General features: G+C 60.4%; 29 protein-coding genes and 1 tRNA gene. 15 read left to right on the top strand and 15 right to left on the bottom strand.

Going from position 1 to position 26,230, the window contains the following annotated elements; translation table 11 throughout:
• Positions 1 to 184: 184 nt before the first annotated feature.
• Positions 185 to 712, bottom strand: a complete 528-nt coding sequence (ppa, locus tag HK20_RS07050) for an inorganic diphosphatase (RefSeq protein ID WP_086646371.1) — start codon at positions 710 to 712, stop codon at positions 185 to 187.
• A 157-nt stretch (positions 713 to 869) separates the two neighbouring features.
• Between ppa and HK20_RS07045 the strand changes: the two genes are divergently transcribed.
• The 3 genes from HK20_RS07045 to HK20_RS07035 all read left to right on the top strand — a co-directional run bounded on the left by HK20_RS07045 (position 870) and on the right by HK20_RS07035 (position 3,255).
• A tRNA-Ile gene (locus HK20_RS07045) sits at positions 870 to 943 on the top strand.
• A 76-nt stretch (positions 944 to 1,019) separates the two neighbouring features.
• Positions 1,020 to 2,699, top strand: coding sequence for an energy-dependent translational throttle protein EttA (gene ettA / locus HK20_RS07040; RefSeq protein WP_086646370.1), 1,680 nt, complete (start codon positions 1,020 to 1,022; stop codon positions 2,697 to 2,699).
• A 58-nt stretch (positions 2,700 to 2,757) separates the two neighbouring features.
• The gene (locus HK20_RS07035) at positions 2,758 to 3,255 is read left to right on the top strand and encodes a GNAT family N-acetyltransferase (protein ID WP_086646369.1); all 498 of its coding nucleotides are present in this window, start codon (positions 2,758 to 2,760) and stop codon (positions 3,253 to 3,255) included.
• A gap of 69 nt (positions 3,256 to 3,324) precedes the next feature.
• Here the strand turns inward: HK20_RS07035 and HK20_RS07030 are convergent, their stop codons facing one another.
• The 3 genes from HK20_RS07030 to HK20_RS07020 form a co-directional block, all read right to left on the bottom strand.
• Positions 3,325 to 3,948: a phospholipid-binding protein MlaC gene (locus HK20_RS07030; RefSeq protein WP_086646368.1), complete on the bottom strand. Its 624-nt coding sequence runs from the start codon at positions 3,946 to 3,948 to the stop codon at positions 3,325 to 3,327.
• A 25-nt stretch (positions 3,949 to 3,973) separates the two neighbouring features.
• Positions 3,974 to 4,822 carry a VacJ family lipoprotein gene (locus HK20_RS07025; RefSeq protein WP_086646367.1) on the bottom strand — a complete coding sequence of 283 codons (849 nt, stop codon included), beginning with the start codon at positions 4,820 to 4,822 and terminating at the stop codon, positions 3,974 to 3,976.
• A 241-nt stretch (positions 4,823 to 5,063) separates the two neighbouring features.
• Entirely contained in the window at positions 5,064 to 5,891 is an 828-nt protein-coding gene (locus HK20_RS07020; protein ID WP_086646366.1) for a TerB family tellurite resistance protein, read from the bottom strand.
• A gap of 117 nt (positions 5,892 to 6,008) precedes the next feature.
• On the opposite strand from HK20_RS07020, the gene HK20_RS07015 reads away from it, so the two are divergent.
• Both HK20_RS07015 and HK20_RS07010 read left to right on the top strand, forming a co-directional pair.
• Positions 6,009 to 6,938, top strand: a complete 930-nt coding sequence (locus HK20_RS07015) for a ketopantoate reductase family protein (RefSeq protein WP_086646365.1) — start codon at positions 6,009 to 6,011, stop codon at positions 6,936 to 6,938.
• A gap of 54 nt (positions 6,939 to 6,992) precedes the next feature.
• Positions 6,993 to 7,865, top strand: a complete 873-nt coding sequence (locus HK20_RS07010) for a PhzF family phenazine biosynthesis protein (RefSeq protein WP_086646364.1) — start codon at positions 6,993 to 6,995, stop codon at positions 7,863 to 7,865.
• A 42-nt stretch (positions 7,866 to 7,907) separates the two neighbouring features.
• Here HK20_RS07010 and HK20_RS07005 read toward each other — a convergent pair whose 3' ends face one another.
• From HK20_RS07005 to queA, 4 genes are all read right to left on the bottom strand, one after another.
• The gene (locus tag HK20_RS07005) at positions 7,908 to 8,156 is read right to left on the bottom strand and encodes a ribbon-helix-helix domain-containing protein (protein ID WP_086646363.1); all 249 of its coding nucleotides are present in this window, start codon (positions 8,154 to 8,156) and stop codon (positions 7,908 to 7,910) included.
• The gene (queG, locus tag HK20_RS07000; RefSeq protein ID WP_086646410.1) at positions 8,153 to 9,220 is read right to left on the bottom strand and encodes a tRNA epoxyqueuosine(34) reductase QueG; all 1,068 of its coding nucleotides are present in this window, start codon (positions 9,218 to 9,220) and stop codon (positions 8,153 to 8,155) included. The genes HK20_RS07005 and queG overlap by 4 nt, the downstream gene beginning before the upstream one ends.
• Positions 9,221 to 9,310: 90 nt before the next feature.
• Positions 9,311 to 10,471, bottom strand: coding sequence for a tRNA guanosine(34) transglycosylase Tgt (gene tgt, locus HK20_RS06995; RefSeq protein ID WP_086646362.1), 1,161 nt, complete (start codon positions 10,469 to 10,471; stop codon positions 9,311 to 9,313).
• Between the two features lie 36 nt (positions 10,472 to 10,507).
• Positions 10,508 to 11,569 (bottom strand): tRNA preQ1(34) S-adenosylmethionine ribosyltransferase-isomerase QueA, encoded by a 1,062-nt coding sequence (gene queA, locus HK20_RS06990; RefSeq protein WP_086646361.1) that lies wholly within the window; start codon positions 11,567 to 11,569, stop codon positions 10,508 to 10,510.
• A gap of 169 nt (positions 11,570 to 11,738) precedes the next feature.
• On the opposite strand from queA, the gene HK20_RS06985 reads away from it, so the two are divergent.
• Entirely contained in the window at positions 11,739 to 11,951 is a 213-nt protein-coding gene (locus tag HK20_RS06985; RefSeq protein WP_086646360.1) for a hypothetical protein, read from the top strand.
• A 15-nt stretch (positions 11,952 to 11,966) separates the two neighbouring features.
• Complete coding sequence (locus tag HK20_RS06980; protein WP_086646359.1) at positions 11,967 to 12,461, top strand: kinase inhibitor; 495 nt, start codon at positions 11,967 to 11,969, stop codon at positions 12,459 to 12,461.
• A gap of 41 nt (positions 12,462 to 12,502) precedes the next feature.
• On the opposite strand, the gene HK20_RS06975 is transcribed toward HK20_RS06980, so the two are convergent.
• The 6 genes from HK20_RS06975 to HK20_RS06950 all read right to left on the bottom strand — a co-directional run bounded on the left by HK20_RS06975 (position 12,503) and on the right by HK20_RS06950 (position 19,739).
• Complete coding sequence (locus HK20_RS06975; RefSeq protein ID WP_086646358.1) at positions 12,503 to 14,650, bottom strand: hypothetical protein; 2,148 nt, start codon at positions 14,648 to 14,650, stop codon at positions 12,503 to 12,505.
• Between the two features lie 73 nt (positions 14,651 to 14,723).
• A complete protein-coding gene (locus tag HK20_RS06970; protein WP_086646357.1) occupies positions 14,724 to 15,473 on the bottom strand; it encodes a methylenetetrahydrofolate reductase in 750 nt (249 codons plus the stop codon).
• A complete protein-coding gene (locus tag HK20_RS06965; RefSeq protein ID WP_086646356.1) occupies positions 15,470 to 16,381 on the bottom strand; it encodes a bifunctional methylenetetrahydrofolate dehydrogenase/methenyltetrahydrofolate cyclohydrolase in 912 nt (303 codons plus the stop codon). The genes HK20_RS06970 and HK20_RS06965 overlap by 4 nt, the downstream gene beginning before the upstream one ends.
• Positions 16,382 to 16,515: 134 nt before the next feature.
• Complete coding sequence (locus tag HK20_RS06960) at positions 16,516 to 17,676, bottom strand: GNAT family N-acetyltransferase (RefSeq protein ID WP_086646355.1); 1,161 nt, start codon at positions 17,674 to 17,676, stop codon at positions 16,516 to 16,518.
• Positions 17,677 to 17,694: 18 nt separating this feature from the next.
• Positions 17,695 to 18,156, bottom strand: a complete 462-nt coding sequence (locus tag HK20_RS06955; protein WP_086646354.1) for a RidA family protein — start codon at positions 18,154 to 18,156, stop codon at positions 17,695 to 17,697.
• Between the two features lie 35 nt (positions 18,157 to 18,191).
• Positions 18,192 to 19,739, bottom strand: a complete 1,548-nt coding sequence (locus HK20_RS06950; RefSeq protein WP_369823040.1) for a vitamin B12-dependent ribonucleotide reductase — start codon at positions 19,737 to 19,739, stop codon at positions 18,192 to 18,194.
• Positions 19,740 to 19,917: 178 nt separating this feature from the next.
• On the opposite strand from HK20_RS06950, the gene HK20_RS06945 reads away from it, so the two are divergent.
• From HK20_RS06945 to HK20_RS06915, 7 genes are all read left to right on the top strand, one after another.
• Positions 19,918 to 20,298, top strand: a complete 381-nt coding sequence (locus tag HK20_RS06945) for an NADH:ubiquinone oxidoreductase subunit NDUFA12 (RefSeq protein WP_086646353.1) — start codon at positions 19,918 to 19,920, stop codon at positions 20,296 to 20,298.
• Between the two features lie 56 nt (positions 20,299 to 20,354).
• The gene (gene mlaD, locus HK20_RS06940; protein ID WP_086646352.1) at positions 20,355 to 20,891 is read left to right on the top strand and encodes an outer membrane lipid asymmetry maintenance protein MlaD; all 537 of its coding nucleotides are present in this window, start codon (positions 20,355 to 20,357) and stop codon (positions 20,889 to 20,891) included.
• Positions 20,892 to 20,941: 50 nt separating this feature from the next.
• Positions 20,942 to 21,157 (top strand): hypothetical protein, encoded by a 216-nt coding sequence (locus tag HK20_RS06935; protein WP_086646408.1) that lies wholly within the window; start codon positions 20,942 to 20,944, stop codon positions 21,155 to 21,157.
• Complete coding sequence (locus HK20_RS06930) at positions 21,154 to 21,801, top strand: DUF2155 domain-containing protein (protein WP_233129114.1); 648 nt, start codon at positions 21,154 to 21,156, stop codon at positions 21,799 to 21,801. Before HK20_RS06935 ends, HK20_RS06930 begins: the two co-directional genes overlap by 4 nt.
• Before the next feature lie 98 nt (positions 21,802 to 21,899).
• A complete protein-coding gene (gene otsB / locus HK20_RS06925; RefSeq protein ID WP_086646351.1) occupies positions 21,900 to 22,643 on the top strand; it encodes a trehalose-phosphatase in 744 nt (247 codons plus the stop codon).
• Between the two features lie 2 nt (positions 22,644 to 22,645).
• The gene (locus HK20_RS06920; protein ID WP_086646350.1) at positions 22,646 to 23,989 is read left to right on the top strand and encodes a trehalose-6-phosphate synthase; all 1,344 of its coding nucleotides are present in this window, start codon (positions 22,646 to 22,648) and stop codon (positions 23,987 to 23,989) included.
• Complete coding sequence (locus tag HK20_RS06915) at positions 23,986 to 24,492, top strand: disulfide bond formation protein B (protein WP_233129113.1); 507 nt, start codon at positions 23,986 to 23,988, stop codon at positions 24,490 to 24,492. The genes HK20_RS06920 and HK20_RS06915 overlap by 4 nt, the downstream gene beginning before the upstream one ends.
• Before the next feature lie 130 nt (positions 24,493 to 24,622).
• On the opposite strand, the gene HK20_RS06910 is transcribed toward HK20_RS06915, so the two are convergent.
• Entirely contained in the window at positions 24,623 to 25,105 is a 483-nt protein-coding gene (locus HK20_RS06910) for an NUDIX hydrolase (RefSeq protein WP_369823039.1), read from the bottom strand.
• A 116-nt stretch (positions 25,106 to 25,221) separates the two neighbouring features.
• Here HK20_RS06910 and HK20_RS06905 point away from each other — a divergent pair, with 116 nt between their 5' ends.
• Positions 25,222 to 26,205 carry an aldo/keto reductase gene (locus tag HK20_RS06905; RefSeq protein WP_086646348.1) on the top strand — a complete coding sequence of 328 codons (984 nt, stop codon included), beginning with the start codon at positions 25,222 to 25,224 and terminating at the stop codon, positions 26,203 to 26,205.
• Positions 26,206 to 26,230 lie beyond the last annotated feature (25 nt).

Here is a 26,230-nt window from a genome sequence, read left to right as displayed (position 1 = left end):
ACCATGACAGAATAAAAGGGTCGGAGGTGTTGTTCAGAGCATGGCGCAAAACTGGTGGGCTGATAATCCGCGCGATACGGAATATATTTCACACTCAGGGTGTGATGCCGGGTGTGCCGGTGCGCTGCAACAGGCACGGCGCACTATACGGCCATACCTGTTGCAGGTCAGGAGAAAGCGCGCCTTATTTGGCTTTTGCAGCTTCCAGAGCTTTGAGAATAAAGTTCCCGGCTTCTTCCTTCGTGCCCCAGCCAGTCACTTTAACCCACTTGCCTTTTTCAAGGTCCTTGTAGCGGGTGAAAAAGTGCTCAATGGCCTTGATCGTGATTTCGGGCAGGTCGTCCGTGGTTTCAACTTTGGAGAACTCGGGGTGCACCTTGTCGTGCGGGACGCAGATGATTTTTTCGTCCTGCCCGGATTCGTCTTCCATCTTCAGCACGCCAATGGGGCGGGCCCGGATCACGCTGCCCGGCACCACGTTTGTGGGGGTCAGGACCAGAGCATCCGTGGGGTCACCATCGGCTGCGAGCGTGTTGGGGATAAAGCCGTAAGCCGTGGGGTAGGCCATGGGCGTGAACAGGAAGCGGTCCACGAACAGAGCGCCGCTTTCCTTGTCAATTTCGTATTTGACAGAGGAACCCTGCGGGATTTCAATAACAACGTTAATGTCGAACGGCACGTCCTTGCCGGGAGAAAGTTTGGAAACGTCCATGAACACTGCTCCAACCGATAAACAAAGGGAATGCAGCAGACCCTATCCGCCCACCTGCGGCTTGCCAAGAGCCGGATTTTAAACGGGCGATATATGGATTTTCCTGCCTCAGACCCTTGCCAAATGGCTCTGGTTGCGTAATCAGATACTCGCCTGCGCGCCCGTAGCTCAATTGGTTAGAGCGGGCCGCTCATAACGGCTTGGTTGCGGGTTCAAGTCCTGCCGGGCGCAGGCTGTCCCAGCCGGCAGCGCAACCTGTAGCCGCTTCATTTTTTCAGTTTATTCCGCATAACGGGAGTTCATCATCATGGCATCCTATCAATACGTCTATGTGATGAAGGATCTCACAAAATCCTATCCCGGTGGGCGCGAAGTGTTCAAGGGCATCACCCTGTCCTTCATGCCGGGTGCCAAAATTGGTATTCTGGGTGTTAACGGCGCTGGTAAGTCCACCCTGCTCAAGATCATGGCGGGGATTGATAAGGAATACGGCGGCGAGGCCTGGGCGGCTGAAGGCGTGCGCGTTGGCTATCTGGAGCAGGAACCCCAGCTCGACCCCAAACTGACCGTGGGCGAAAACGTTGCTCTGGGCTTTGGCGACCTGAAAAAGGCAGTTGATCGTTTTAACGAGATTTCTGCCCGTTTTGCCGAGCCCATGGAAGACGACGAAATGAACGCCCTGCTGGCCGAACAGGCCGAACTGCAGGAAAAAATTGACGCAGGCGACGGCTGGGAGCTGGACCGCAAGCTGGAAATCGCGCTGGACGCCCTGCGCTGCCCGCCTGCTGACAGCTCGGTAGAAAAACTCTCCGGGGGGGAATGCCGCCGCGTGGCCCTGTGCCGCCTGCTGCTGGAAAAACCCGACCTGCTGCTGCTTGACGAACCAACCAACCACCTGGACGCAGAAAGCGTTGCATGGCTGGAAACAACCCTGCGGGATTACGCCGGCACGGTTATGGTCATCACCCATGACCGTTACTTCCTGGATAACGTGACCAACTGGATTTTGGAAATCGAGCGTGGTCGCGGTATTCCGTTTGAAGGCAATTACTCCTCCTGGCTGGAACAGAAGCGCAAGCGCCTGTCGCAGGAAGAAAAGGAAGAAAGCTCCCGCCAGCGTGCCCTTGCCGCCGAGCAGGAGTGGATTAACGCCAGCCCCAAGGCCCGCCAGAGCAAAAGCAAGGCCCGTATTGCCAAGTATGAGGAAATGCTGGCTGCCAGTGCGGAAAAAGTGGGTGGTGTGGCCGATATTGTCATTCCTCCCGGCCCCCGTCTTGGCGGCACGGTTATCGAGGCTGACAACCTGACCAAAGGGTTTGGTGACCGGCTGTTAATTGATAACCTCAACTTCAAACTGCCACCGGGCGGTATTGTGGGGGTTATCGGGCCAAACGGTGCTGGTAAGTCCACCTTGTTCAAAATGATTATCGGGCAGGACAAGCCAGATTCAGGCGAGCTGAAAATCGGGGAAACCGTAAAGCTCGGCTACGTTGACCAGTCGCGTGATGATCTGTCCCCCGATAAAACCGTGTGGGAAGAAATTTCAGGCGGGACGGATGTCATCTATCTGGGCAAGCGGGCCGTGCCGTCGCGCGCCTATGTGGGGGCCTTCAACTTCAAAGGGTCCGACCAGCAGAAAAAAGTTGGTGTTCTTTCGGGTGGTGAGCGTAACCGCGTGCATCTGGCCAAGATGCTCCGGCAGGAAAGCAACGTGATCCTGCTTGACGAACCGACCAACGATCTGGACGTGGATACCCTGCGTGCGCTTGAAGATGCACTGGCCGAGTTTGCCGGTTGCGCCGTGGTTATCTCCCATGACCGCTGGTTCCTTGACCGTCTGGCCACCCATATTCTGGCGTTTGAAGGTGATTCCCACGTTGAGTGGTTTGAAGGTAACTTTCAGGCTTATGAAGAAGACAAGCGCCGCCGCCTTGGCCCGGATGCGACCGAGCCAGGCCGCATTCATTACAAACCGCTTGCCCGTTAACGGCATGCCTGTGCGAAGGCTCCCCTGTGGAGCCTTCCTCTGTTACGGGGGCTGAGCGGTGGATTTACGCTCAGTCCGTACACCTCGCCTGCTTCTTCAGCCCGTGACATGGCGGGATATGGAAGATATGGCGCGCCTGAAGGCCGATGGCGGCGCTTTTGGTCAGATGCTAGGGGGGGTTTGCACCCGCCAGCAGGCCGAGCGTGAGATGGCGGATGACATTGCTTTTTGGGCCTGTCACCGTGTTGGTATTTTTACCATTCATGAAAATAATCAGTTTGTCGGCATGACCGGCATTCACGACCGGCCAGATGGTCGCGGGTTCGGGTTACGCTTTGCCCTGTTTGCCAGCGCAAGGGGGCGTGGCATTGCGCGTGAGGCTGCCAACGCGGCCCTTAACTTTGCGCATGATGCCGGTTTACACCGGGTTATTGCCGTTGCATCGGAAAGCAATGTGGCATCGCGCACCATTCTGGGCAGTATCGGGATGCATGTTTGCGAGACTTTCACCAGAAATGGGCAGACCATGATGGTGTATGAAAGCAAGCGGGCATAAAAAAAGGCACCCTCCTGGGTGCCTTTCTGCCAGACCGGCGGTTGCCCCGCCAGACCGGGCTTTAGCGGTTTAGTTGGTGGACTGGTTATGGCGGTCCAGCTGCTTCTGCAGGGCGGAAAGCAGTGTCGCGACACTCCCACCATTCCGGGCAATAAAGGAGGAGTAGTCATTGCGCTGGGTCAGGCGCAGGCTGGCTCCCTCACCAATAACGTCTACAACCTGCGGCTGCCCGTTGTCGTAACCGACAACCCACTGCATGGAAGCCGGGGGCTGCTGCGGACGCATCAGAATGGCGTTGACGGAATCTTCATTACCGGACTTGCTGACATCGCCAATGGTAAAGCTGACACCACGGTACTCGCCCAGCTTGTCGGTAATGGCATTGACCAGCACTTCATGGAAAAGGGCCAGATAATGCTGCCGCTGCTCAGGGGTGGCAATTTTCCAGTAACGGCCAAGGCAGTAGCGGCCAATACCATCAATATCCACATTCTTCTGAACCAGAGGAAGGACCTTGGTCTTTTTTTCAGACAGGGGAACAGGGCTGTTAACAATGGCAACAAGCTGCGTGCCAAAGCTCTGAATGAACTGCTTGGCGTTATCCGCTGCGCGGGCAGGCAGGGCAAACAGTCCGCTGGCGCATGTCAGGGCCAGAGTGGCAAGAACAATACGGCGACCAGAAAGGAGTTTCATGTTTGCGCTACCTTCTTGTTGTTAGTTATTGATACCAGTCTGGCACGGTGGCGCGGCGGTCATTCTTGATGGCCTCGGCCTGTGCCTTCCGCTGCTGCTGGTAAGCGCTGCGAATGGTGGCATATGGGTCCAGAGCATCGCGCTGGAGAGCATCCAGATCTTCCAGATGCTCGGAGCGGCCATGCACAACACCCATCATGTTATAGGCCCAGTTGAAACTGACAAGCCCATAACCGCGTGGCACGTAATCCCACGGGGAAAGGCCCTGATCAATGCCGTAACCAATCCCGTCACGGAAGGAGGACGGCCCCATGGGCAGGAACAGATAAGGCCCGGAGGAAATGCCCCAGTTGGCCATGGTCAGGCCTGCATCGTTGTCATGGTGGGGGAAGCCCGCCATTTTTGCAACGTCAATCAGCCCGCCAACACCCACGGTCATGTTAATGCACCAGCGCACGAACGAATCCCCTGCACGGCGTGGCTTGCCGGCCCCGACGTCGTTAAAAAAGACGGAGGGCTCGTTCATGGTCGTGATCATGTTGCCAAGCGAGTTACGTACGGGGCGCGGCACGGCCCACACATAGGCTTTGGCAACCGGGCGCAGGGCCCAAGTATCGAACTTCATGGTCAGGTTGAACATTTTGCGGTTCAACGGTTCATACGGGTCGTTTGCGGCCTTGTATTCGGCCAGGGCATCCGGGTCCGTGGGAACGGGGGCTTTAATGGAGCTACACCCCGTTGCGCCAAGCAGCACCAGACCAAGGCAGAGTGTTCCCAGACGGAAACGGCGATGTACCGAGGAACCTTCCCGCGCCTGATCGTGCTGATCCTGTGCGCGAGGGCGGAGCCATGAGCCGTTCCGTCCTGAAATCATTGCCACCTTTACCTTTGCCTTGTGACGTCCGCATGGCCTGCCGGGCAGACCTGTTTATTGCTGCCTTCTCTACCATGAGAAACGCAGGGTGCAATGGCAGGGCTTCTCTGCGTAGAGGGCAGGGGACAAAAATAGCCCTTTGCAAGTTACCTTTTTGCCGGGAAGAACAGATTTTTGCAATCTCTGTTGCCATAAAGTCGCACATCCTGCTCGGGATGTGATGGCCACAGGGAATCCGGCGTTACAGTCCGCGCTCGCGTTTGATTATGTCCCATGCGGCGTTGATTCTGGATATACGGACCGAGGCAACCTGCACCTCCTCGGGGCTGGCATTGCGGGCGGCCATGACATCCGGATGGTACTGCCGGACAAGTTTTTTCCAGTGTGCCCGCAGTTCCTCGTTGGAGAGGGAGGCACTCACCCCCATAACGGTATAGGCGTCATCTTCCCCCATGGCCGCACGGGCCCGGCCCTGTTCGGCCCGCTCCCATGCCCCGCGCCCTAGCCCGAACAGGGCATGCACACGTTTGAGAAAACGCAGCTCTTCGGGGGCAAGGGGTTCGTCCGCTGCCAGATCGGCACGGGCAATGGCAAACAGGATTCCCATCAGGTCTTCAAGCGGGGGTTTGTCAGTGCTGTAGGCCTGCCCGAGTTCACGGGCAAAGGCTTCGTAGTCGTCTGTTCTCTGGCGGGCCATGTCAAACAGGCGACCGATGTCGCGCATGTTCTCGTCCGGCACCCGGAAGCGGGTCTTGAAGGCGTTGATCTCCCGCCGGTTAACCGGGGCATCGCACTTGGCCAGTTTGGCGCACAGAATAACGCAGGTCAGCCCGTAAAGCTGGTCTTTTTTGCCCAGTGTGGCGGCCAGTTTGGCAGCGACAAAGGCTGCCGCTCCGTTGGGGTCTGGGCGCGCGCGGGCGGCCCATCGGTCGCTCCAGCCAACAGCGGGTGGTTGCAGCAATGTGCCGCTGTCTGCGGCATGGCCCAAAGCCGTGCCCAACGCCGCACCTAGTGGACCGCCAACGGCAAAGCCGGTTACGCCACCAAATATTTTGCCCCATATCGCCATAGGGGTCTTTTATCATGTTCTGGAGCGGAACCCTAGCCTATGCCGGGTGGGTGCCAGAGCTTGGCTGCAATGTGCCACTATCGCATTTGCTGCAAACGGTACCAGAAAGGACAAGGCATGCACACAAACACACCTCCTGAGCAGGTTCCTGCGCCGTCTGCTGTTGCCCTGATTGGCGCAGGGGCGGTCGGGCTTGTTGTGGCCGCAGCCTTTGCCCGCGCTGGGTGGGAGGTATGGGTCTGTGGTGCGCGCAGCCCGTTTGGCCGCCTTTATGTGCAGGAAGCCGGGCAGGGGGTGAAATACCCGGTCCGGCATGCCCGCAGCCCGGCCGAGCTTGGCCCGTGCACAGTGGCTGTTGTGGCGGTCAAGGCGCATCAGACGGGTGATGTGGCGGAGTGGATTGCGGCATTCAACCGGCCAGATGCGCGTATTCTGGCCGTGCAGAATGGTCTGGAGCACCGTGAGCGGATTGCCGCCTATGCGCCTGTGGCCGTGGCATTGCCCGCCATTGCCTATTTTAACGCCGAGCGGTCTGCTCCGGGGTGTTCGGTCCTGCGCCGAATCGGCCAGGCGGACCTGTGCCTTCCCGCAGAGGCACCTGTGCAGGATGTGGCTGCGGCTTTGCAGGCAGGCGGGCTGCGGGTTGTGCTTGCCGCGGATATGCTGAGCATGGTCTGGACCAAGCTGCTCACCAACAGTGCCGCCAACCCGCTGACTGCCCTGTGCGGCAGGCGTACGGGGGTTATGCGTGAACCGGCCTGTGCGGCCAATGCCCGGCAGATCATGGCGGAAGTGGTGCAGGTCGGGCAGGCCGAAGGGGCCGCCCTTACAGCGCAACATGCGGAGGACGCTCTGGCGTGGCTGCAGAGCGTGCCGCCAGAGAGTGCCACATCCATGTTGCAGGACCGGCAGGCAGGCCGCCCTCTGGAGTACGATGCCATAACCGGGGCCATTGTGCGCGCAGCAGACCGGCATGGTCTGGATGTACCGCTTAATCGCTTTGTTCTGGGCCTGCTATCGGCCATAAAGCCCATGCAGCCCTCATAAGCATGGCCCCCTCCAGCAGAGCATTGCCAACACCGAATTCAGGCGAGAACTCTCATGCAACGTACTTACAAAGTTGTGGATGTTTTTACAAAAGTGCCGTTTGCGGGCAATCCGGTTGCCGTCGTGCTGGATGCGCAGGGGCTGGATACACAGGCCATGCAGGCCATTGCCAGTTGGACAAACCTCTCGGAAACCACGTTTCTGCTCCCCGCACAAAGCGATAAGGCAGATTACCAGCTGCGTATTTTTACCCCCCGGAACGAGCTGCCGTTTGCAGGCCACCCCACACTGGGCAGTGCGCACGCTGCGCTGGAGGCAGGGCGCGCCGTGCCAAGGCAGGGGCAACTGGTGCAGGAATGCGGGGTTGGCCTTGTGACGCTGCACGTTAATGGCAGTGGGGAGGATCGCTCCCTGTCTTTTGCTTTGCCGCCCGCCCGGCACGTTACGCTGGATGCAGCCGATAGAGCGGAACTGGAAGCTATTCTGGGCGTGCCCGTGGACCATACGGCCCCACCGATGATGGTGGATGTCGGCCCGGTCTGGATTGTAGCGCGCGTGAGCAGTGTGGAGCAGCTTCTGGCACTTCGGCCGGATTTTGGGCGTTCGCAGGTTTTTGAGCAGCGCCTTGGCGCAATCGGGATCAGTGTTTTTGCAGCCCATGACCCTGACGGGGTGGATATTGAGGTGCGCTCCTTTGCTCCGTCGCAAGGTGTGAACGAGGACCCGGTCTGTGGTAGCGGCAATGGCAGCGTGGCTGTGTTCCGCCATGTGCGGGGTCTTCTGTCGTCTGGGCAGGGGGGGTATCTGGCCACGCAGGGGGGCTGTGTTGGGCGCGCGGGCCGTATTTTTGTGCGCGTTGGCGCAGATGGTGCGGTGGACGTGGGCGGGCAGTGCGTGACCACCGTGGAGGGCCGTCTGGCTGGCTAGTCGCGCAGGGGGCTCCGTGCCTGTGTGCGGGTAGTGCGTGGGTTAGAGTGGTTCTTTTAAGCTCTGGCTCTGTATGTGCTGTTGCAGCCATTCCACAGCATGGACCCGCAGGGCGGAAGCAAGGGACTGGTCGGGCACACGGGTTGCATCCACCTGTGTTACCAGCTGGACCAGCGTGACATTCTGGTGGGCAATCATGCGTTCCAGCACGGCCCAGAAGGCGGGCTCCAGTGCTACACTTGTGTCATGCCCGGCCAGTATCAGGCTGCGTTTGCGCAAATGTCTGCTCATGCCGTGGGGCTTTCAAGCTGAGTCATGGCCCAGTCTGCGGCGTCGCGCACAACCGGGTCGGGGTCTGTGGTCAGGGCGCGGGCATGGGGTAACAGGTGTGCCCTGCCGGAATTACCCATGGCAACCAGCACATTGCGGATAAAGCGGTTGCGCCCGATCCGCTTGATGGGTGAGCCTGAAAACAGGGTTCTGAACGCCGCATCGTCAAGTTGGCTCAGGGTGGCAAGGTCCGGGGCTATCAGGTCTGCTCTGGGCTGGAGTTTGATATTACTGGCCATTTTGGCAAACCTGTTCCACGGGCACACGGCAAGGCAGTCATCACATCCGTAAATATGGGTGCCCATCAGGGGGCGTAGGGGCAAGGGTATGGGGCCTGCGTGCTCTATGGTCAGGTAGGAAATGCACCGCCGTGCATCCATCTGGTAAGGGGCGGGAAAAGCCTGTGTGGGGCAGGCGTTCAGGCAGCGGGTGCAACTGCCGCATCCCCCGCCGGAAGGGGGGGAGGCAGGCAGGTCGAGCGTTGTGTAGATTTCGCCCAGAAACAGCCAGCTCCCGTGCTGGCGGGAGACAAGATTGGTATGCTTGCCCTGCCACCCCAGCCCCGCCTTGTGCGCCAGAGGTTTTTCGGCCACGGGGGCGGTATCCACAAAGACCTTGACCTCCGGTGTGGCCGGATGGGCCAGCCTGCCCTCGCGCACAACAAACTGGGCCAGATGTTTGAGCATGCCCTTGAGTACATCGTGGTAATCCCGGTGGCGGGCATAGACGGAAATATTGCCACAGTCGGGGTTTTGCAGGGTGGCCAGCGCATCGCCCTCCGGGGCGTAGGACAGGCCAAGGGCAATAACCGTGCGGGCTTCGGGCCACAGGGCCGTGGGCTGGCTGCGCTGCTCCGTACGGTCGGCCAGCCAGCCCATTTCACCGTGGTATCCGTTTGCCAGAAAATCCTGCAGGCGCACACGCACCTCCGGCCCCAGTGTGGCCGGGCAGAAGCCAATGGCGTCAAACCCCAGTTCCAGCGCCTTGTCCCGGATGCGCGCACTCAGGCGGCTGCCCGGATGCATGGTGCTGGTCTGGGGAGCTGGGGCGGAAGGTGTGGCCTCTGTCATGCGTAAAAGGCTGGTTCGGAGAGTACGGTCAGGGGGATGCGTGCTTTAGGGAATGGGCGGAATGTGGGGTTGTGGCATTTCATCTTCCGTCCAGTCCTGTGCTGCCCATTCGCTGCGCATGCGTGCGGCTGTGGCCTCCAGATTTTTGTCCATGATCGCCTGACGGATCTGGCGCATGAGCCGCTGGTAATAGGCAATATTATGCCATGTCAGCAGCATGGGGCCTAAAATTTCGTTCGCGCGGAACAGGTGGTGCAGATAGGCGCGGCTGTGGCGCGTACAGGCCAGACAGTCACAATGGGGGGAAATGGGGCGGGCATCCGTGGCGTGGCGGGCGTTGCGCAGGTTGAGTGTGCCCCGCTCTGTGTAAGCACGCGCGGTGCGGCCTGCGCGGGTGGGCATAACGCAGTCAAACATGTCCACCCCGCGCTGCACGCTGCCCAGCAGGTCGTCTGGCGTGCCAACCCCCATAAGGTAGCGTGGCTTGTCCTGCGGCATAAGCGGGGTTGTGGTGTCCAGCGTTGCAAACATGAGCTCCTGCCCCTCGCCCACGGCAAGGCCACCAATGGCGTAGCCTTCAAACCCGATATCGGTCAGGGCTTTTACGCTTTCAGCGCGCAGGTCGGTTTCCGTGCCGCCTTGCACAATGCCAAACTGGCCATAACCCGTGCGCTGCACATAGGCTTCGCGCGAGCGGGCAGCCCAGCGCATGGACAGGCGCATGGATGCGGCAATGGCCTCGGGTGGTGCTGGCAGGGCCGGGCATTCATCAAAACACATGGTAATGGTGGCATCCAGATCATGCTGGATGCCGGTCGAACTTTCTGGTGTCAGCCGGTGTTCGGACCCATCAATATGCGAGCGGAAGGTGACGCCATCCTGGTCCAGCCGCCGCAGCGCTCCGAGCGACATGACCTGAAAGCCCCCCGAATCGGTCAGGATCGGGCCGGACCAGTCCATAAAGCGGTGCAGCCCCCCAAGTGCCCGCACCCGTGCCGCGCCGGGGCGGAGCATAAGGTGGTAGGTATTGCCCAGCACAATGCCCGCACCGGTGGAGCGCACGGCATCCATGGTCATGGCCTTGACCGTGCCCACCGTGCCTACGGGCATAAAGGTGGGGGTAGCCACGGGGCCGTGGGCTGTATGCAGCATGCCTGCGCGGGCTGCGCCATCGGTGCTTTCACACGTCCAGTGGAAACGGCTCATCGGGTGGTCCTTGCTGGGTGGAACGGAGGTAGGGGGTTAGCGGGCATGGATGCTGCTTGCGCATTCAAGCAGGCAGGCATCGCCGTAGGAATAAAAACGGTAGCCGGTGTTCAGCGCATGGGCATAAACCGCCTTTGCACGCTCCTGCCCCGCAAAGGCACAGACCAGCATGAACAGGGTGGAGCGTGGCAGGTGGAAGTTGGTCATCAGCACATCCACCGCCCGGAAGCGGTAGCCGGGGCGAATGAAAATGGCCGTCTCCCCTGCAAAGGGGTGCACAATACCGTGCTCGTCAGCCGCACTTTCCAAAAGGCGCAGGGTTGTGGTGCCAATGGCAATAATGCGTCCCCCTGCCGCCCGTGTTGCGTTAATGCGCTCGGCAGTCTGGGGGGTGATGACCCCGTGTTCGGAATGCATGTGGTGGCGGGCAATATCATCCGCGCGCACGGGCAGGAATGTGCCTGCCCCTACGTGTAGCGTTAAGGTGCAGCGCTCGGCCCCTGTGGCGTCCACTGCGTCCAGCAGGTCTGGCGTAAAGTGCAGCCCGGCAGTGGGTGCCGCCACAGCCCCTTTGTAACGCTCAAAAATGGTGGCGTAGTCCTTGCTGTCCTGCGCCGTGGGGCCATTGGGGCGGTGGATGTAGGGCGGGAGTGCCAGCGCCCCCGCAGTTTGCAAGAACGTGTCAAACGCATCGCCCTCGCATGAAAAGCGCAGGTTGGCACCCCCGCCGGGTTCCAGAGCTACGACCTGCGCTGTCTGGTCCGAGTGGGCGAAGGTAAGCGTATCCCCCACCCTGAGCCTGCGGGCGTTGCGCACCAGAACATGCCATGTGCCATCGGGGCGGATCTGGTCGAGGGTAATGCCAATTCTGGCCTCCCCCCGCAGGGCATGCAGCTGGGCCCGAATAACCGCGGTATTGTTGGCCACCAGCAGGTCGCCCCTGCGCAGCAGGGTGGGCAGGTCGCGCACATGGCGGTCAACCAGCGTGTGCGGGACTGTTGCATCCAGCAGGCGTGCGGATTCACGCGGGCGGGCAGGCTCCTGCGCGATCAGGGATTCGGGGAGGTGGAAGTCAAAATCTTCGGTGCGGTTGCTCATGGTGTGCCGGGTTTACGCAATAGGGCAGCGCAATGCCAGAGGGAAAGGGAGGGCAGCCTCCACCAGGCAAGGGCTTGCGCTGATGGCTGCACAGGGCCAGATTCTACCCTACGCCGCCAGAACATTCCCAGTCTGGCGCACAGTTTATGATTTAAGGAGACGTTCCAGCATGTCCTATGCTCTGCTTGATGCTGCCCGTGTGGCCAAGGCTTCCGGTGTTTCGCTTGGTGTTCTTAAAACCAGTGCCGAAACATCCGAAACCCATGTTCGTAAGGTGGTCATGATTGAACGGATTGAAGCACTGGCCAGTGCAGCCGCCGACTCCGGTGAACGCGTGACCCTGACATCCGAAGAGTTCTGGCTGATCAGCAAGAACTGGTAAGAGGGAGCTACCGGCATGGCATTTGTTCTGACAAGTCCGGCTTTTGCCAATGGGGATGTTCTGCCTCAGGCTCAGGTCTACAATGGTATGGGCCAGAGCGGGCAGAACCTCTCCCCCGCCTTGCAGTGGCATGGCGCGCCGCAGGGGACCAAAAGCTTTGTGGTTACGGTCTATGACCCCGATGCCCCCACAGGCTCGGGCTGGTGGCACTGGGTTGTAGTGAATGTGCCCCCAACCGTAACATCCCTGCCTCAGGGAGCGGGCTCGGGCAAAGCTGGCCTGCCCGATGGGGCTTTGCAGGTCCGCACGGACTTTGGCGTGCCCGGTTATGGCGGGGCCGCACCGCCAGCAGGGCGGGTGCACCGGTACGTGTTTACGGTTTATGCGCTGGATGTGGCCACGCTGGACGTAACAGCAGATGCAAGCCCTGCTCTGGTCGGGTTTATGGTGCACCACCACCAGTTGGCTTCGGCCAGCCTGACTGCCCTGTACGGTAGCAGCAAACATTAACCCCCTGTGTATGGCTGGCCCGCGTGTTGCGGGCTGGCCACTCAGGCGTTTGGCGGGGGGAGTTTTGCGGGTCTGCGGGGCGTGTGCACCGCCAGATCATGCAGGACATCCGCCTGCGAAACCAGCACTGTGCTGGTGGCAACGCTCCCAGCCGGCATGACCAGAATATCCGGCCCTTTGTTCAGGAACCGGATGGATAGCTCGTTCCACCGGGGCAGAATGAAGTGGCGCAGCATTTGCGCTAGCGCGCAGCGGTCCATGGCGGTATGGGCCCTGCTGCGGGGTGTATAAACAGTGTTCAGGTAATCGTTCATGAACGCCGCAATGGCTGGCAGGCGTTCGGGTTCGCCAAAATAGGCGGTGTCCGTGCCAATGCTCCACGGTGTGCCGCTGTGCTGGCGACCATTCTGGTCGAACAGGGGCAGATCAAACCCGTAAGAGGCCGTGTTTTTGAGCGTGCGCAGCAATGTGGCCGTATTGGCGGGAAAATACCCGGCACAATCCCCCGTGAGCACAGGGCAGCGGAAGTGGGCCACAATGTCGGGCAGGATTAAGTAACGCAAGGCGGGTTCAAGGGCTGTGTCCTGCTCGGCTGCGGGGCCGTGGCCAAAGCTCAGGCGCAGGCTGGTGGCGTAGAGTTCCAGCCAGTCGGCAATGGTGCGTAAAAAAGCCAGCTGCTCGGCATTGGGGTTGGCAACGCCAATGCAAAGCTGCACAGGCCCGAAGGAACGATCCTGCCGGTATGCCTGAAGCAGGGACAGGATAAGGCCGGGCAAAAGGTGGAAGTGTGCACTGTCGCACGCAAAGACCAGACACAGGGCAGGGGGGACTTCCGCCGTGCCAAACTGCCACTCCCAGCGGGAAACACCCGTGCGGTCGGGCACGGCACGGCTGGCAAGCTGGCGGCATTCCTGCGCCCCCAGCCAGGAAAAAATACCAGTATTGTCCGGCGCTGGCATGGCCCCTTCCTGCAAGGCCAGACGGCGGGCAATGGCATAGTGGGCATCGGCCTCGGCCATAAGCCCGGCCAGCCAGCTTGTGTGGCCCATGGCGGTTTCTGTCCACCAGCTCAGGCCGTTCAGGCGGGCTTCTGTTTCCAGCAGGCGTAGGTCTTTGGTGGTGTTGAGCCGCTGGTAGGCGTTTTCGAACAGCATGGCGTAGATCTGGCGGATGTCCGGGCCATTGCTGGCGGCCAGCCGCATGGGCACCAGCAGGGTATCAAACCGCTCGTCAAAACTGGGCAGGTCGTGCTCGTACAGCATGTCGGGGATCAGGAGCAGCGCATCCTCACCTTGCCGCAGGCGGGTCAGGAGTGCGGGGAGTGTGTCCGAAAAATCATGTCTGGGGTAGCGCTCACGCAGGGCGAGGGCCAGCAGGTCTGCCGCGCGGTCATGGTCGTGCAGGCGCAGGGCTATAAGGGCCTGCAACCACACCAGATCGGCTATCTGGGCAAAAGACTGCGCATAGGCGGCAAATTGCGCGCCCAGTTCCCCCTGCCCGAACTGGCAGCAGAGCTGGGCCAGACCAATACACGGAGCAATGGCCGAAGGGGTAATGCTGAGTTTAAGCACCTGTTCGCGCACGTCGTCCACCGTGGCCCATGGGCTGAGTGCGTGGCGGAAGGCCCCGATCTCCAGCAGCTCGGTCACGTTTTCGATCAGGTTTTCCAGAGCGCGGGACGGGCATACTCGGAGTGTGACCCGCCGGGGGGCCGCATGGGTCCACAGGGTGAGTGTGTCGGCCCGGATTTCGGCCTGTAGCTGCTCCACGGGCCATGTGTGCGGGCCAAGCCGCAGTTCATGGCCGGTGCAGGTGGGTTGCCCCACAAAGGTCTGGCCATCATGCCAGGTGCTGCGCAGCAGGGTGCGGAGCAGGTCAGCATTTTCGGGGGGGATGAGCAGAAAATGCTCCCATGTGGCGCACAGGGGAACAACATCAAACTGGGTAGGGCTGCGGCTGGAAAGATACGCATTGCCAGCCCTGAGTGCGACCAGAGGGCGCGTGTGGGCCGCCGTACCCAGTGGCTGGGCGCGCACAAAGGCTCCGCCGGGGGTAAGCGTGTTGTGCTGCATGTCCAGCGCAACAGGGGCGGTTGTGCGGCTTGTGCCCATTGTGGGGCAGAGCGGGTGCAGGCGCTGGCCGGTAAAGCCAACCAGAGCGCCATGAAAGGAGAGAAGATAAAACGCCATGCCTACCCCGTTGCTACTAGCGGCCTGCCCGGCACCACACATGTTAAACGCTTGTTGGGAACAGTGCGCCTGTTCAGGCCACCGCATCAAGCAGGGCAGGCAGGTAGTGTTCGAGTTTAACGCGTACGGGCATAAGGTAGGCCGATCCCTTGTCCTGCCCAAGTTCACGCAGGACAGTCTGGGCAAAGGCTATGTTGGATTCAAGCGTTGTGGAAAAATCCTTGGGGAACACAATGTGGTTTGTGGTTTCCCAGTATGAGCGTGAACGCGGGCCAATAACGGGGGACAGACCCCAGAACACGTTTTCGCCCTGCAACCATTCGCGGCACAGGTCGAACAGTTTGTAGTCAAAGACCGGCTGGGTGAAAAAACCGCAGGCTCCGGCTTCCTTTTTGCGGGCTACGTCCTCCAGTTCCTTCCACGGTGCGCGGCGGTAGGGGTCGAACGCGGCATAAACATTCAGGTGCGGCGCTTCCTTGCGGTAGCGGCGGATAATGCTTTCCGTGCTGTTGGGGTATGTGCGCATGGACAGGTCGGCCGGAGGGTCCCCGTGCACGACCAGAATTTCCTCCAGCCCGTCCTGCTCGGCTCCGGGCAGGGGGGCGTGGGGGGCAATGTCTATGGCGCGGATATGTGGAATAACACGGGGGAAGACCGGGCGCAGCTGGGCTGCGGCATCCCAGCTGCGCAGGGGAAAGCGCATGAGGTCGGGCACATTGAGCGTATCCGCTGCGGGAAAAACCGTCTGAACGGTTTTTACGTCCTGTTCCAGAGATTCGGCGGAGCGGGGGATCAGTTCAACGCACAGGCGGTTCAGGCTCATTCGGTTTTTCCCTCGATCTGCATCTGGGCCGCGGTGAGTGTGTTTTTGAGCAGGCAGGCAATGGTCATGGGGCCAACACCCCCCGGTACGGGTGTAATGCGCCCGGCAACCTTTACGGCCTCGTCAAATGCCACATCCCCCACAAGGCGGCTTTTACCGGTTGCAGTCTGGGTGCGGGTAATGCCCACGTCAATAACCGTGGCCCCGGGTTTGATCCAGTCGCCCCGCACCAGCTCGCGGCAGCCGGTTGCCACAACCAGAATATCCGCCTCGCGGGCAAGGGCTGCGGTATCGCGCGTGTGAATATGGGCGATGGTGACCGTGCAGCCTTCTGCCAGCAGCAGCAGCGCCATGGGTTTGCCCACAAGGTTGGACGCGCCAATAACCACGGCGTGCTGGCCCTTCATGTCCCCCAGCTGGTCGCGCAGCAGCATCAGGCAGCCCAGCGGGGTGCAGGGCACAATGCCGGGCAGGTTTACGGCCAGACGGCCTGCATTGACCTCGCCCAGACCATCCACATCCTTTTCAGGCAGAATGGCGTTGGTAATGCGGCGTGCATCCAGCCCGTTGGGCAGGGGGAGCTGCACCAGAATGCCATGAATTTCCGGGTCGTTGTTCAGCCGCCCGATCAGGGTCAGCAGTTCGGCCTCGGACGTGGTTTCGGGCAGCATGTGCATAAAGGAGCGCATGCCGGCATGGTGTGTCTGGATCGCCTTGTTTTTAACGTACACCTCGCTCGCCGGGTCGTTGCCCACCAGAATAACGGCCAGTCCGGGGGTTACGCCGTGCTGGTCGTGGAAGGCCAGAACATCCTCACGGATCTGCTGGCGCACGGTTGCGGCAAAAGCCTTGCCATCAATCAGGCTGGCCTGATGTTCGGGGGGGAGGGTGTGGGATGTGCTGCTCATCAGTTCTGTGCCGGTCCGGTCGCGTAAACAGGTGGGAAAAAGGTCAGGCGGGCATACGCAAAAAAACGCCTGCCGACAATGTTTGCAACCCTTGCCCGCCCACTTTGCCAAGGGGCCGGGAAGGGCCTGGGGGGCTAGGGGTTCTGGGGCGGGAGGTCCTGCCTGTAGGGGGTTAATGTGCTCAGGGCCTGTGCTTCTGCCAGTATGGCGGGGCGTTCGGCCTGCAAAAAACGGTCCACCGCATTGCGCAGGCCGGGGCTTTGCAGCCAGTGGGCGGAGTGGGTGAGGGTTGGCTCGTAGCCACGCTGGATTTTGTGCTCCCCCTGCGCGCCGGCTTCGACCCGTTGCAGGCCGTGGGCAATGGCAAAATCTATGGCGCGGTAATAGCAGAGTTCAAAATGCAGGAAGGGCCAGTTGCCTTCGCACCCCCAGTTGCGGCCATAGAGCGTATGGGTGCCCATCAGATTCAGGGCCGCGGCCACGGGGGTTGAACCGTTGCGCGCCAGCATAAGCACAACCCGCTCGCCCAGCCGTTGTGCCATAAGCGGGAAGAACTCGGCACTCAGGTAAGCGCTGCCCCATTTGCGGTCGATCGTATTGCGGTAGAACTGGTAAAACGCCTGCCAGTCCGCCTGCGTTATGCTGGCGCCTTGCAGGGTTTCAAACGTCAGTCCCGCAGCGTTGGCATCGCGCCGTTCGCGTTTGATGCTCTTGCGCTTGCGGGCGGAGAGCGTGGCCAGAAAATCGTCAAACGTTGCGTAGCCTCTGTTGTGCCAGTGGTATTGCAGGCCAAGGCGGGGCAGCCAGCCCTGCTGGTGCAGGGCCGTACTTTCCGCTTCGGTGCAGAAGGTCACATGGGCGGAGGACAGGCCCGTATCCGCACAGATCTGGCGCAGGGCATCAGCCATAACGGCCGTGGTCTGCGGTGGGGCATCGGGGTGGAGGAGCACTCGGGGGCCGGGTACGGGGGTAAAAGGGATGGCAATCTGGAGCTTGGGGTAGTAGCGGCCCCCCGCGGCTTCAAACGCGCGGGCCCAGCCCTGGTCAAAGACGTATTCGCCCCATGAATGGCCTTTAAGGTAGGCGGGGCAGACAGCGGCCAGTTGCCCATCGGGGCTATGCAGGCACACATGCCGTGGCACCCACCCGCTTTGTTGGCCGGTGGAGCCGCTGTCTTCCAGTGCGCTTAAAAACGCATGACTGACAAAAGGGTTATCCGGCCCTGCGCATTGCGCCCATTCCGCAGCGGGAATGTCGTGAATGCTGTTGTGCAGGGTAACGGACCAGTCAGCCATGAGTTTTTTTCCGCTTGGTCAGGCGATCTCGAACAGGCCTTCCACTTCCACCGGGGCATCCAGCGGCAGGGAGGGTACGCCAACGGTGGAGCGGGCGTGGCGTCCGGCATCCCCAAAGACGGCCACAGCCAGATCAGACGCCCCGTTCATGACGGAAGCATGGGCTGTAAAATCTGGCGTGCAGGCAATAAAGCCGCCCAGACGCACTACACGCTTGACGCGGGAGAGGTCACCCACAGCCGCTTTAACCTGTGCGATCACGTTGATCATGCTGTAACGCGCGGCTTCCACCGCTGTTTCCACACTCACGGCGTCCCCCAGCTTGCCGGTGGCGAACAGCTTACCATTGTGCAACGGCAACTGGCCTGAAACCACAAGGAGCGAGCCTGTTTGCACACAGGCAACATAATTGGCCACGGGGGCTGCGGGTGTGGGCAGGTCAATACCCAGTTCGGCCAGACGGGATTGGGGAGTGCTCATGGCGTTGTGTTCCGTTCCTTGTAAAAAACCGGGACCTAGCAGACCAGGCGCAGGTTGCGCCGTGGGCGTGTGGGTTGCGTATCATCTCCATCCGGCAGGTCCAGCGGGAGCAGCGGGTCCGGTTCGGACGTGCTGTCCTGATGGGGGCCGTCGGGCAGGCGCCTGTCCAGATAGGTGTCGGACAGGGCCCTGAAGGCATAGTCCAGCATGGAAGTGGCGTAGGAGGCAACCGGGTCACCCTCTACCGTGCCAGCCGGACCAAAGCAGGAATAGGCAAAGTTTTCCACATAGGCTTCCAGCGGCGCGCCGTATTGCAGGCCAATGCTTACGGCATCCCCAAAGCTTTCCATCAGCCCGCGCACCATACCACTTTCCCGCGTGGGGGTCAGGGACAGCTCACCCAGTGTGCCGTCTTCATACTCCCCTGTGCGCATGAACAGGCGGTGCCCGCCAATGGTGGTTTTTTGCGTAAAGCCGCCATGCCGTGCGGGCAGAATCCGCCGCATGCCCCGCTCGAGCCGGAGCTTTACGGGGGTGGGCAGGGTTTCTGGGCGTGCGGGCATGCGGTCCGCAAAGCCGGTCAGTGCGCGGTACATGGCCAGATGCGCCTTGGGGCCGGGCTGGGGCAGCACAGTCTCGCCCGCAAGGGCTGCGGCCAGTGCGGTTTCTACCGTAAAGCCGCGTATGTCCAGTCGTTGCCGGGTGCTGTTGGCCAGCCGTCCATCGGGCCGGAGCATGGAAAAAACAGGGGCCAGACCGCATGCTTCCACACCAAGCAGGCCATCTACGGGGTTGGGGGTGGAAAACCCTGTTTCGATCGGGGCCAGAGGGGCATCGGTTTCTACCGCGGCTTCGTTCCAGACCGCGCGCAGGGTCTCGCCTAGCCCGGGTAGTACGGTGCGTACGGGCGGCAGGGGCAGGGACTCCGGGCCGCGTCCTGCATGGGCAGTCAGTGTGGCCAGTGCGGTAATGGCACAGGCGGCGGCACGGCCATCTTCGCTATCATAATCCAGACCAACACCGGCAAGGCAGGCATCCATGTTGGTCAGCAGGATGTCTCCCGCAGTGGCGGCCTGCATGGGTGGGGCATCTGTGCCAGCGGAGGGGGTGGGCACAAACAGGTCGGGCAGTAGCAGGTCGCCATTGCGCTGGTCGGCCATGTTGAGTGCCGTCTGGCGCAGTACCGCGCAGATCAGCTTGAGTGCGGCAACAAAGGTGCGCGCGGCAAACCCTTCCCCGGGGGAGACAAAGGCTGCCAGGTTGACCACAAAGCCCGCAGGGCGGTCGAACGCGCAGTGCCACACGGCTTCCACCGGTGCGGCCTGGCGCGTTAGCAGCAGCCATACCAGTGAGCGGGCAGAGGCCTCGTCCAGCGCAAGGGCCGTAATCCAGCGTGACGCAAGAGTAGGCAGGTCAAGCGGGCCGTCGCCCGGCATAAGCTGGGCAAGTGCGGACGCGGCATCCACATCCCACTCTGCGGGCAGCGTTACGGAGCGGAGCGGTGCGTCCGGGTCTGCTGCGGCGTCCAGTGTGCTCATCAGCACACCGTTCCAATGGCGTCTGGCTGTTGTCATGGATGGCATGTTACCGCTGCGCACACACACCGCGTAACCCGACAAAACACGTCCGGCACCCCGTTATCACCCTGCAAAATGAGGATATGGGGGATAACTTTTGCATCCTCCCGCTCGCGCGCGGTTGATCGGGGAGTTTGCGATAAAACATGGACCGCGGGGTGCGCGGAGTCCTATCATCGCTTCCATGGCAAATTTCGGAACATGGCTGCATACGCGCCGGAAGGGTCGGCTGTTTGGCAAGGATGCCGATGGCCGCTGTTATTACGAATCCACCGGCCCGGCCCGCAAGGGTGGGGGCACGGAGCGCCCCGAGCGCTGGGTTATCTACCTGAAAGGGGAGGATGCCTCCGCCGTGCCGCCGGAATGGTGGGGCTGGCTGCACCACACGCTTGATGCCCCGATTGCCGAGGCAGAGCGCAAGCCTTGGCAACTGCCCCATCAGGCCAACATGACCGGCACTGCACAGGCCTATCACCCACAGGGCAGCCTGTACGCAACGGGCCAGCACCCGCCCGCAACCGGTGATTATGAGGCATGGACACCCGAGAGTGTTCCCAAGGCGTGATTTGCGGCACATTCCCTGTTAGAGTGGTTTGTCTTATCAGGGAGTGTACGTAGTTCATGGCATCGGCAATGGCGGAAAAATCACGGCGCAGTCTGGCGGAGCTTCTGACTGGCGCAGCCGTGCTGGTGGTTCTGGCAGGCATGCTGGCCGCAGCAGTGGTCGGCGAAGGCCGCAAGACAGATACGGTTGGCTACCAGCTTGGGGCCGACTTCTCGCACGTAGACGGGTTGAGTGTTGGCTCGGACGTGCGGCTGGCCGGGGTAACGGTTGGCACCGTGCAGAGCGAAAGCGTAAACCCGCAGACCTTCAAGGCGCATGTGGTTTTTACCGTGCGCCCGGACATTCATCTCTCGGCTGATACAGCGGCTATTATTACCAGCGACAGCCTGCTTGGTGGCAAATACATTGCCCTCTCCCCCGGTGGCGATGACAAAACCCTGCCCGCAGGTGGCACCATCAGCCAGACACAGGGTTCGATCAGTCTGGAACAGCTCCTGAGCAAGTTTATTTTCTCTGTGACCGACACGCTGACCCGCGCCAACAAGGATGCCGCAGCCGGGCAGAATGAGGGCAATGGCGCAAATCTGCCCTGAAACAGACATAAAAACGGTTTAGCAAGACGAACATGATTAAGGCGGACACAATGACGGCGTTGCGCATATGGCCGCAAGAAGACGGGCAACCCGTTACGTGCCAGGAAAAACTGCGCATGCTGGAAGAAAACTGGCAGGAAGTGCAGCAGGTGCTGGCCGACGCGTTTGAGGATGCGGTGCTCATGGGGGTAAGTGAACAGGTTATGCGTGAGCGTCTGGCAGAGCTTGTTACCTCTCTTTCCTCTCCCAAGGTGGCAGGCGCATGATGTTGCTACTCCGTGGGCGGTGTGCCCGTACGCTGGCCGCGGGTCTGCTTGGGCTGGCTGGATATGGTGGTGTAGCCTGTGCCACGGGTACGCCACTTGCTCCCCCGGCGGTTTACCCGGCTGGCACATGGCAGGGTAAGGGGACGGCAGTTGTGCGCGTGCTGGACCGGTTGGACGCCCATGTGGAGGTCTTGTCCGTGCCGGTTGGGGGCGAGGCCATACATTACAAAAATCTGGATATTCTGGCCCGCCGCTGCCTCCAGCGCCCGCCAACCCGGGCACCCGATGCCGCCGCCTGGCTGGAAATACAGGATACACACCCCGGAGGGGCTACCTTTAAGGGCTGGATGCTGGCCGCCGAGCCCGGGCTCGGGGTGCTGGAAAGTTCGGTTTATGATGTGCGGATGGTCAAGTGTGCCGGGGATGACATGGCTCCCTTCCTGCCCGCCTTGCCCAAACCCGTAGCCCCCCCACCCCTGCCAGAGGCCGCCCCGGTTGATGAGGGTGCCGGCATGGGCCAGGGCTCGCAAACCCTGCCGGTCCAGCCAACTCCGCCGGGCCTTGTGGCGCCACCTGCTGCCCCGCGCCCTGCCGCGCCGGATAATGCCAACCCGTTCCAGCCGGATAGCGATGGGGCCTATTAAGGGTAAGGCTGCGGGTTAAAATCATATTTATTGCGTAGCGCAACACACGGCATGCGGGTTTTGCCCAGCGCTGCAAACAGACAATCAAGAGGTGCGTTGTGTTTGGTTCCTCCTTTGCGCAGGATAGCCGTTTTAAAATTCCCCCTTTGAGCCAGACAGCTTTTCTGCTGGATTTTGATGGTACTCTGGTGGACATAGCCCCAACGCCCGAAGCCGTGGTGGTTCCCCCCGATTTGCGGGAAACCCTGGGCCGCCTGCGTGCGGCCTGTGGGGACGCACTGGCGATTATTTCTGGCCGCCCGATTGACCAGATTGACCAGTTTTTGGGTGATGTTCCATTTGCGGTTGCAGGGGAACATGGCGTGGCCATCCGCCATCGCCCCGGTGGTCCCATTGAGCGCGCGGTGCTGCCGAGCATGCCGCAGCGCTGGCTTGTGCAGGCATCCGACCTGCTGGCGACCCTGCCGGGTACTCGGCTGGAGCATAAGCAGGGTGGTTTTGTGCTGCATTACCGTGCAGCGCCCGAAAAAGCAGAAATATTGCGCCAGACAGCCGAGCGTTGGGTCAGGGAATCTGATGGGGCCTTTACGCTCCAGCCAGCAAAAATGGCATGGGAAATCCGCCCGACCGGGGTGGATAAAGGCTATGCGGTTTCCCTGCTGATGGAAACCGCACCCTTTGCGGGGCGTAAACCTGTTTTTGTGGGGGACGACGTAACGGATGAGGACGGCATGGCCGCAGTCCACCGTATGGGCGGTGCCTTCTTCCGTATTCCAGCAGATTTTCCAACACCTGCGGTGTTCAGGGCCTGGCTGGCGTCCCTTGTTGCTGGAAGGGGGTAAGCATGCAGAGGCTGGTCATTGTTTCCAACAGGGTACCAGCAGTACGTGACCGTAAACAGCCAGCAGGTGGTCTGGCTGTGGCACTTAGGGCTGCTGTTCAGGACCACCCCTGTCTGTGGTTCGGGTGGTCCGGCCAGCAGATAGGCGGAGACGGCGCGGACAGAACACTCAGCGTGGACACGGTAGGCAACGTAACCTACGCCACCATAGGGCTGACCCATAAGGAATATAACGGGTTTTATCAGGGGTATTCCAACGGTATTCTTTGGCCGCTGTGCCATTACCGGGCCGGGCTCATGAACTATAGCCGGCATGACCAGCAGATTTACGCCAGTGTGAACACCCTGTTCGCGACCAGACTGGCCCCCATGCTTAAACCCGATGACATGGTCTGGGTGCATGATTACCACCTGTTCCCGCTTGGCAAGGCCCTGCGTGATTTAAAAGTCAAAGCGCGGATCGGCTTTTTTCTGCATATCCCTTTTCCGCCATGGAGCCTGATGCGCTCTTTGCCAGAGGCCCCGGCCCTGATGCGCGACCTGCGTGCCTATGATGTGATTGGCGTGCAGACCGAAGATGACGCGCGGAATATGAATGAGGCCTTTGCGGTTCTGGGTATTCCTGCCAAGGCGCGGGTGTTCCCCATTGGCATTGATCCGGACAGTTTTGCAGCCTGTGCGCATGAGGGGCAGAGCCTGCCACAGGTGCAGCGCCTGCGCCAGGACCTGCGCGGTCTACCGCTGATTATTGGTGTGGACCGCATGGATTATTCCAAAGGTCTGCCGGAGCGACTGCGCGGGTACGATACATTCCTTAAACGCTACCCTGAATACAGGGGTAAGGTTACGTATCTCCAGATCACGCCGGTTTCACGCGGGAGCGTGCCGGAATACCAGAGCCTGCGGGCCGAACTGGACCAGATTGTGGGGCATATTAACGGCACATACGGCGCGTTTGACTGGACCCCCGTGCGCTACCTGACTCACCCGCTCCCGCGGGAGCTGCTGGCGGCTTTCTTCCAGCTTTCCAGTGCGGCACTTGTAACCCCCCTGCGTGACGGGATGAACCTTGTGGCCAAGGAGTATGTGGCAGCCCAGATCCCCGAGAACCCCGGCACGCTCATTTTGTCCCGTTTTGCCGGGGCTGCGGCAGATATGGAAGATGCCCTGCTGGTCAACCCGCATGATTCGGATGAAATTGCAGCAGCCCTGCATAAGGCGTTAAGTCTATCCGGCTCCGAGCGCCGGGTGCGCTGGGAGCGCCTGCGGGCGGAAGTATGGCGTGTTACGGCGGCCAGCTGGGCGCGGTCGTTTATTGCGGCGATGTCTGAGGTAAGAACAGCATGAAAAAAACCATGCGGCTGAGCACGGTTGCGCTTTTTATGATTCTGGCCGGTTTTGCCGCACTTGGCGTTGCCTGGTGGACGCAGCATAGGCTTGGAATTATGCCGTGTGAGCTGTGTCTGTGGGAACGCTGGCCCTGGCGGGTGTTGATTGTTCTGGGGGTTGTAGCCCCTGTATTGCCTGCCCGCATGGGGCGCGGTGCTTTGTGGGCATGCGTGCCTGTTCTGCTAGCGGCGGAAGGTCTTGCAATCTGCCATGCGGGCGTTGAGTGGAAGTGGTGGCCAAGCCCATTCCCTGCCTGCCATGCGGCCCATGTTGTAGGGCGTACACTGGCTGAGCGCTGGGCTTCCATGCCGCTGGTGCCATCCAAACCGTGTGATGCCCCTACATATCTGATCCCCGGCCTGCCTGTTTCCATGGCTGTTATGGGGGCAGTGTTTGCACTGGTTGTGCTTGCCGGGTTGTGTGTGGGTATGGGTCGGATTAAAAAAAGCAACTGGATTTAAGGGCTTTTCAGGTTTTTCCCGAATATTTTCCGCATATTCCATGCGGTGTTGAAAAGCCTTGCGTTCAAAAGCAGATGTCTGGTGCAGAGTGTATGCAGTGCGCGTTACTCTGAATACTGGTTTTTCACGATCATGGCTGTGCCTGCATGATAGTTTTTGCAAGTGTGTGCAGGCGTGCGCTGGCTTTTGGGCCAAGCTGGGCGATTTCCTCGTAACTGAACCACCTTACTTCCCGTGCATCATCCCCCGCAATGGGGGTGGTCAGGGCTGGTTGTGGTTCGGTGCAGAGCACGGCAAGAATAAGGTAATGAAAAGCCAGTGTGCCATCGGGCGCATAATGCAAGCTATCAAACACATCCACCAAAGATGTTGCATGGGCCTGTAAGGAAGTTTCTTCCATAAGCTCCCGTTCCGCAGCGCGGAAAAAGGTCTCTCCTCCTTCCACCTTGCCACCGGGAAAGCCCCATAAGCCTGCATCGGGCGCATTGGCCCGCCGGACAAGCAGAAAATTACAGCCACGGCGCACAATGGCCAGCACGCCAACGCGGGGTAATACGGGTAGGGGGGGAGCGTTCATGGCCCTGTAGTGTAGGGGGGTGTGCATGCAGGTCAACCCATCTTTGCTGCAAAACACTGCATCTCTATTCAGATGCGGTGTTTAATGGGTAAGGTGTGGCAATGGTGCCGTAACAGGCCTGTTGGTGCAGAACATAGTCAAGGAGAGTAAACGTGACGGCGGAATTTATAAAAATTGAAGGTATTCCCAAACCGGCCTCGCGTATTGCCCTGGGTACATGGGCCATGGGTGGCTTTATGTGGGGCGGCCCTGATGATGCCAATGCCGCAAAAACAATAGATAAAGCACTCGATGTTGGCATAAACCTGATTGATACCGCACCGGTCTATGGGTTTGGTCATTCGGAGGAGATTCTGGGCAAGGCGCTGGAAGGGCGGCGTGACCGGGTGGTGCTGGCAACCAAGGTAGGCTTGGACTGGCAGGATGGCCACGTATTCCGCGATAGCAGAAAAGCACGGATTGAAGAGGAACTGGACGCATCGCTCAAACGGTTGCGCACAGACCATATTGATCTTTATCAGGTGCACTGGCCGGACCCCAAAACCCCGTTTGAGGAAACCGCGCGTGCACTGGAAAAAAGTGTGCAGAGCGGCAAGGTTCGCGCCCTCGGGCTAAGTAATTTCTCCCCCGAACAAATGGATGAGTTCAGGAAGTTCGCACCGGTTGCGGCTATTCAGCCACCTTATAATCTGTTTGAACGGGAGATTGAAAAAGACATTCTTCCTTATGCCGTAAGCAATAATCTGGTTGTTCTGGCCTATGGTCCGCTCTGCCGGGGGCTGTTGTCGGGTAAAATGGCAGCAGATCACGTGTTTACGGGGGATGACCTGCGTAAGGTGGACCCCAAGTTCCAGCCGCCTCGCTTCGCACAGTATCTGAACGCGGTGGAAGGGCTTAAAACCATTGCCGAGCAGCACGGCAAAAGCCTGCTGGCTCTGGCTATTCGCTGGGTGCTGGACCGGGGCCCAACCATTGCCCTGTGGGGGGCCAGAAAGCCCGAGCAGATTACCGGCGTGCAGGATGCCTTTGGCTGGACACTCAGCAAGGACGATATGGCCGCCATTGATGCCATTCTGGACAAAGCTATTACCGACCCTGTGGGGCCGGAATTTATGGCACCTCCCGCCCGCTCATAAAACCGGACCTGTGTCCTTGCCTATG

Source organism: Acetobacter sp. DsW_54 (genome assembly GCF_002153575.1).
In the GTDB taxonomy this organism is placed as follows: domain Bacteria; phylum Pseudomonadota; class Alphaproteobacteria; order Acetobacterales; family Acetobacteraceae; genus Acetobacter; species Acetobacter fabarum.
This window is presented reverse-complemented; position numbering and strand designations above follow the sequence as displayed.